The organism is Dyadobacter sp., from assembly GCF_051859145.1.
Taxonomy (GTDB): Bacteria; Bacteroidota; Bacteroidia; order Cytophagales; family Spirosomataceae; genus Dyadobacter.
The window spans coordinates 1-6,585 of sequence record NZ_JBHYGF010000244.1; the positions used below are offsets into that span (position 1 = coordinate 1).

5 protein-coding genes and 1 pseudogene are annotated in these 6,585 nt (G+C 47.8%); 1 reads left to right on the forward strand and 5 read right to left on the reverse strand.

Annotated features, from left to right (window positions below; translation table 11 throughout):
- The 5 genes from ACTIE6_RS14740 to ACTIE6_RS14760 form a co-directional block, all read right to left on the reverse strand.
- On the reverse strand, positions 1-946 hold a 946-nt coding region (locus ACTIE6_RS14740; protein ID WP_439557366.1), incomplete at its 3' end, for an efflux RND transporter permease subunit.
- A gap of 38 nt (positions 947-984) precedes the next feature.
- Positions 985-2,091: an efflux RND transporter periplasmic adaptor subunit gene (locus tag ACTIE6_RS14745; RefSeq protein WP_439557367.1), complete on the reverse strand. Its 1,107-nt coding sequence runs from the start codon at positions 2,089-2,091 to the stop codon at positions 985-987.
- Between the two features lie 50 nt (positions 2,092-2,141).
- Positions 2,142-3,503, reverse strand: a complete 1,362-nt coding sequence (locus ACTIE6_RS14750) for a TolC family protein (RefSeq protein WP_439557368.1) — start codon at positions 3,501-3,503, stop codon at positions 2,142-2,144.
- 344 nt (positions 3,504-3,847) lie between these two features.
- Positions 3,848-5,545: a sodium:solute symporter gene (locus ACTIE6_RS14755; RefSeq protein WP_439557369.1), complete on the reverse strand. Its 1,698-nt coding sequence runs from the start codon at positions 5,543-5,545 to the stop codon at positions 3,848-3,850.
- Positions 5,542-5,679, reverse strand: a complete 138-nt coding sequence (locus tag ACTIE6_RS14760) for a hypothetical protein (RefSeq protein WP_439557370.1) — start codon at positions 5,677-5,679, stop codon at positions 5,542-5,544. Before ACTIE6_RS14760 ends, ACTIE6_RS14755 begins: the two co-directional genes overlap by 4 nt.
- A gap of 185 nt (positions 5,680-5,864) precedes the next feature.
- On the opposite strand from ACTIE6_RS14760, the pseudogene ACTIE6_RS14765 reads away from it, so the two are divergent.
- Positions 5,865-6,585: pseudogene (locus tag ACTIE6_RS14765) on the forward strand (alpha-L-rhamnosidase); the annotation flags it as partial.

Below are 6,585 nucleotides of genomic sequence, written 5' to 3' on the forward strand. Positions count from 1 at the left end.
TCATTTCTGTCAAAGCCTTGATAACCCCATCATAGGTTGCAAGCGCATTGGCACCCGGCGCCTGATAGATCAAGACGAAGGCAGCAGGCTTACCACTAACAAATGCATTGACACCATAATCAAACTTTCCAAGCTCAACACGGGCTACATCTTTGAGATAAACAACACTTCCATCGGATGGTGAAGATCTTACAATGATATCGTCAAACTGCTCTTTAGTAGACAGGCGGCTGTTTGTCAGTACGCTGTATTCAAAACTCTGCTGATTGGGTTGGGGCGTACCGCCGATTGTTCCGGCAGCAACCTGCAAATTCTGTTCAGCCAATGCAGCTGAAATGTCTGCGGGTGTCATGCGCAGGGTAGCAAGCTTTTCAGGGTTAAGCCAGATCCGCATACCAAAGTCATCCGCTCTTGAAATGATATCACCAACTCCCTTGACGCGCTGTAATGCGTCTTTCAAATAAATGTTTGCATAGTTACCAATGAACTGGGCATCGTGCGTTCCATTCGGCGAGTACAATGCAAGCGCGATCATGATACTCGGCTGGCGTTTTCTTACGGTCAGACCAAGCCGTTTTACAGCATCCGGCAGGGTAGGTTCGGCAACACTCACGCGGTTTTGCACGTCCAATGCGGCGATATTTACGTCAGTTCCCACATCGAAAACAACGTTAATGCTGCTTTGTCCGCTGCTGGTAGAGTTACTGGACATGTAAGTCATACCCGGCGTACCATTTATCTGCGTTTCAATAGGCGTGGTCGTGGTTTGCTCAACGGTCTGGGCGTCGGCACCCGTAAAGTTCCCGCTCACCGTCACAGTGGGAGGGGTAACATCGGGGTATTGCGCAACGGGGAGCGTAGTTAAGGCGATTAAACCGACAAGTACCAGCACAACCGATGCTACAATCGCTGTGACAGGCCTTTTTATAAAAATATCTGCAATCATTTTTACTGGATTATATTAAATGCTGGAAGAGAACAGGATCACTTACCCGCCTGGATAACAGCTCCTTCTCTAAGGTTTTGTACGCCTTCTACTGCAATTTTCTCGCCCTCTTTAAGTCCTTCTTTGACGATAATGTTGGCGCCGATCGCCGTTCCAAGTACCACGCGGCGCTGGCTCACTTTACTGCTATCGCCTGCAACATATACGAAGTATTCGCCAAGCTGCTCGGTAACTGCCTTATTGGGGATCACCACAGATTTGGCTGCTGCATTGTTAAGTACACGTACGGTCGCGCTCATGCCCGAACGCAGGGTGTTGTCCTTATTTGGAAAGACAAGCCTGGTTTTAATGGTGCCGGTTTGCGGGTCAACCGCGCGGTCGATCAAGGCGAGCTTACCGGTTGCAGGATAAACATCTGCTCCAAACTTCAATGTAAAAGTGGAATCCGTAGCTTTCGTATTTTTCATCAGCTCCGTGAAGCGGTAAATCTCTTTTTGATCCACATTGAAATCAACTGCCAGCTGACTGTCAGTTGAAACCGTGTTCAGTACCGTTTGTCCGGCAGTGACAGCTGCACCTACTTTCACGGCAGAAATACCGATTACACCATCAAATGGCGCTGTAACTTTGGTATAGTTGACACTGGTTTGAACAGCCCTGATGTTGGCTTTGGCCGCATCTGCCTGTCTTTTTGCAACTTCCAAAGCCGCATCTGCATTGTCCACCAGCTGCTTCGCTACCGCGTCATTTTTTGCAAGCTCGTGGTAACGATCTGCATCTTTTTGCGCCCGCGCCAGGTTTGCTTCCTGAACGTTCAGGTTGGCAACTGCCTGATCGTAGTTGGCGCTGTAAAGCTGCGCATCAATGGAGTACAAGAGCTGGCCTTTTCTCACACGCGCACCATCCTTGAAATGAATGCCAGTCACAAAACCGGTCACCTGCGGGCGGAGCTCTATTTCGTTAAGTGCAGTAACAGTGGCAGGATATTCATCAAAGTAGGCAGCATCAGCTGTTTGTACTTCAATCAGTGTAACAGGTACAGCCGGGGGTTGTGTGGGCTGCTGCTGCTGTTCTTTTTTACCGCAGGAGCTTAGGATACTCACCAGTAATGCTGCAGCGTAATAAGGAGTTTTATTTAAAAACATAATAGGGTAGTTTTTCATTAATATCTTAAAACAGGAGTTATACAGGGCGCTTAATAATTCATCTGGCCCAGGGCCCTTTGCACATCTATTTTGCTGGCCAATACCTGATATAATGCATTGTAATAGTTGATCCTGGCAAGCCTGAGATCCGTCTCTGAAGTAACCACTTCCAGGTAAGTCTTGATACCGGATTTGTATTGCAGCTGAATGACGTCGTAGACCTCACGTGCCAGGTCCATGTTTTCTTTTTGTGCCAAAAGGTTTGTCAGATTTCCTTTGTAACCCGCCAGAGCCTGCGCATATTCCGAGTTCACATTCAGTTGCAAACCTTTGATATCCCAATCTATTCGCTTGATTGCCCATTCTGCCGCCTGTGTATTGGCTTTTCGTTTACCGCCCTGATAAAGCGGCAATGACAATGTCAGCAAGCCAAAGGAGTTCGGGTAATTCTTATTGTACAGGTCAGTAAACTGGTTGTTCTGGAAGTTCAGGTTATAGGCTCCGTTCAAAGAGATATTTGGCAGATAGCTCCATTTATTGTACTGCAAAGTGGCTTCTGCAAGTTTCTTTTGGGTAGCGAGCAACTGATATTCGATACGCGTGTTCAGATCAACAGTTTGCATGGTGTCCAACGCAATTTCGCGTTCCATTTGTAACGTGTCGTAGCTGATCACAAGAGGCTGTGCGGCCGGGTAGCCCATCAACGATTTAAGATATTCGAGTTTCGCTTTCAAGAGCTCCTCGTTGCTCTTCTTGTTGGCCCGGGTATTATTGAGTGTAATGGTCGCACGCTTGAAGTCGATCTTATCGGCGATGCCAGACTTATACTGGTTCTCTGCATCTCTCAAACTTCTTTCCAGACGCAGGATATCCTCATTGGCAACATCAATCTGTTGGGTTGTAGCCAGTACATCGTAAAATGCTTTGGAAACATTAACAGCAATGTCGGTTTTGTTGTAAGACGTATTTTGGCTCGCTTGCAACTGCACATCCCGCTTGGTCTGATTAGCCAGCAGCACATCGCGGTTAAAGATCTGCTGCGAGAGGGTAAACTGTGCCGAGGAGATATTACTAACACCGAGCTTGACAGGGTTTCCCGCAATAATGCTGGTTTGCACGATAAAGTTGTGCTGCAGATTGTAATTGAAATTGATCTGCGGGTACCAGTCGGCGAGTCGGCTTCTGATCTGGTTTTCGGTAATGCGCTCATCGATCAGCGACTGCTGGACCACTGGCTGGTTTTTGATTGCGTAGGCAACAACATCCTGCAATGTAGCTTGTTCAAGTACGGGCGCCTGATCGGCTGGCTTGGTAATCGCCTGGCCAATCAATACGTGAAAAGAATTCAATAACAGGACTGCCGAGCCAACTGCCAAACGCAATAGTTTTTGTGGCTTTGACCAATACTTCATTTAGTAAATGATTTTGAATAAAAAAGATAATGTGATCTGCAAATGGGATTGTACTAACACGAGCTGAATGGCGTCAGCTGTCTGCGGGCACAAACAGCAGATCAAACCTTAGAAGGAAGGAGAAATGCGGCAACATACTGGGAAACATTAAGGTAAAATCTTGTAACAAACGGTTACATAGAAGACGTGAGAAAAAGCTTCCAAACATCCCAATTGCATTTATTAAGGATTAAAGCGCAAGAATAGTTTCAGGTCTACAGTGGAAAAAGCCGCTATAAGCGGCATTTTCTTTAAAGAATTTTATAAAAAGAAGGAATTATGCTGAATGTGGTGCCAGTGAGTTATCAAGCGGACTGCCGGGCAGGCTCAGGCCAAATTGACTCGATGATCCACGCGAATGCGATCACCAGCACGCAGCCAATGAGGTTCAGCCACAAAAAGGCAGTCAGTTCCGTCATATAGCTGATTACTACAAAAATCTCCCCGAGCACGCTACCCCAGAATACTGCGCGACTGCCGATTTTCTTGAAATAAAATGCAACCAGGAAAATACCGAGGATCACACCGTAGAACAGGGAACCCAAAATGTTAACTGCCTCAATCATACTACCCAGCCGGGACGCATATTGGGCGACGAAAATGCAGAAGATACCCCAGAAAAACGTAGCCCAGCGGGAAGCTTTGACATAGTCGCGGTCGTCGCTGTCCTTCCGGATCATCCTTTTATAAATGTCAACAACCGTACAGGAAGCAAGCGAGTTATAGGCTGCCGCTACCGAACCCATTGAAGCCAATAAGATTACTGCAATCAGCAACCCGACCATTCCGACGGGCAGGTAATCGATCACGAAACGAAGGAAAATGTAATTCACATCATTGATCTCGCTGCCGTCTGCCTTGGAAAGCAGCGTTTTGGCATCTGCCCGCAGGTCATTTACTTTCTTGTCCATTGCAGCCAGCATATTCCCGTTCTCACGGATCGCCTTCTCATCGTCTTCCCGCAGTGCCTTGGTCAGCTGCATCACGTAAGGCCGCTTCTGATCCTGAACCTGCTCGTGTTTTCTTTCAAGCTCCTGGTACTGGGCAGCATAAGGGGTTTTTTTTACCTTATCTACCACAGTCTGGTTGAAAAACAGCGGCGGGGTATTGAACTGATAGAATGCAAAAACAAGTACGCCGACGAGCAGGATCAGAAATTGCATGGGTATTTTTAAAAGCCCGTTCATCGCCAGGCCAAGCTTGCTTTGTCCCTGAGAGCTGCCGGTCAAAAATCTGCCCACCTGCGACTGGTCGGTACCGAAATAGGAGAGTTGCAGAAAAAAGCCGCCGATCAATCCGGACCATACATTGTAGCGGTTATTAAGGTCAAAACTGAAATCGATCGAATTCACCTTCCCCATTTTCCCGGCTACGTGTACCGCGTCGGAAAAGGAAACATTGTCGGGAAGGAATTTGACGACCATCACGCCCGCCACAATCATTCCCACAGTAATAATGCCCATTTGCTGCAAATGCGTATGCGATACTGCCTGCGAGCCGCCGGCTACCGTGTAAAGCATTACAATGCCGCCTGAGATAATGTTGGTCCACGTAATATCCCAGCCCAGGATCGCAGACAGGATCAGTGAAGGCGCGTAAATGGAAAGGCCGGTGGAAAGGCCGCGTTGTAATAAGAACAAAAAGGCAGTGAGTCCGCGGGTACGGAGATCAAACCGGCTTTCCAGGAATTCGTAGGCGGTAAAAACTTTGAGCTTGCTGAATTTGGGAACGAATGTAATGCAGAGTACCACCATCGCCAGCGGCAACCCGAAATAGAACTGGACAAAGCGCATCCCGTCGGTGTAGGCTTGTCCGGGCGCCGAGAGGAATGTAATGGCACTGGCCTGCGTGGCCATGAGCGACAAAGTCACGTGGTACCACGGCATGGACTGTCCTGCCAGCAGAAAAGAGTCAACCGTCTGTTTCTGGCGGCTGCGGTATATTCCGTAACAAACAACAAATATTAATGTAAGGGAAAGTACAATCCAGTCAAGGTAGTTCATTGAAAGTGTCTCATAAATAGATAGAAGAGCAGGATCAACACAGCCAGTGTGGCGATCATTACAATATAAAGCTGTCGCCAGCTATTGACGAACGGGGGTAGTCCGTCCCGCGGGTTGTTTTCCTTCACATTCATGGCCCTGGTGGTTTAGGCAGTGTCAAAATTAGAGGTAAAAGCAGCACTGACAAAATTGTAACGGTTTTTAACTGCTTTTAGCGTATAGTGCCTGAATGCGGCACAGGCAGCAGGACACAACAGGCTAGTTTGTAAAACAATAATCATTTATTTTCCTTCCATATTACAATCTATCCTAAGCCTTTATGTTTAAAAAGTACTTTCCACTGCTGGGATCAGCGCTATTGTTTTTTGCGCAAACGGCAGAGTCGCAGGACCTTCCGCCGATTTTTGACCAGTCTTATCAAAGTCAGAAAGATTCCCGCGTAAAGCATTACCTGACGCCACAGCGGATTGTGTGGAGTTCTGATAAAACAGGAACCAGCGTCGTAGATGCACAAAAACTGCTCGGGAAAGGTTCGGGGCAGGCGGATCTGGTACATCAGAATTATTGCAGGATGATCAGTAATGGAGAACAAAAGCCGGGTATCCTGTTTGATTTTGGAAAAGAAATTCAGGGCGGTATCCAGCTCATTACCGACCAGCCGGCTAACCAGAAGCCGATCCGCATCCGGATCCGTTTTGGAGAATCGGTCAGTGAGGCAATGTCGGATATCGACACGGTTTCAGGCGCGACGAACGATCATGCGATGCGCGATTTTGTGATCGAAGTGCCCTGGCTGGGCAGTATGCAGGTTGGTAATTCGGGTTTTCGTTTCGCACGCATTGATCTGGTGGATCCAAACAGGGAGTTGCAACTGAAAGAAGTCCGGGCGGTTTTCGAGTTCAGGGATATTCCTTACCTGGGCTCATTCAAGTCCAGCGATGATCGGCTCAACGAGATCTGGAATGTAGGCGCTTACACGGTGCATTTGAATATGCAGGAATACCTCTGGGACGGGATCAAACGCGACCGGCTGGTCTGGG

Excerpts from the sequence above, each read along its gene's own strand:
- ACTIE6_RS14760 (WP_439557370.1), bottom strand. The coding sequence starts at position 5,679 with ATGAATGTGAAGGAAAACAACCCGCGGGACGGACTACCCCCGTTCGTC.
- ACTIE6_RS14755 (WP_439557369.1), bottom strand. The coding sequence starts at position 5,545 with ATGAACTACCTTGACTGGATTGTACTTTCCCTTACATTAATATTTGTT.
- ACTIE6_RS14750 (WP_439557368.1), bottom strand. The coding sequence starts at position 3,503 with ATGAAGTATTGGTCAAAGCCACAAAAACTATTGCGTTTGGCAGTTGGC.
- ACTIE6_RS14745 (WP_439557367.1), bottom strand. The coding sequence starts at position 2,091 with ATGTTTTTAAATAAAACTCCTTATTACGCTGCAGCATTACTGGTGAGT.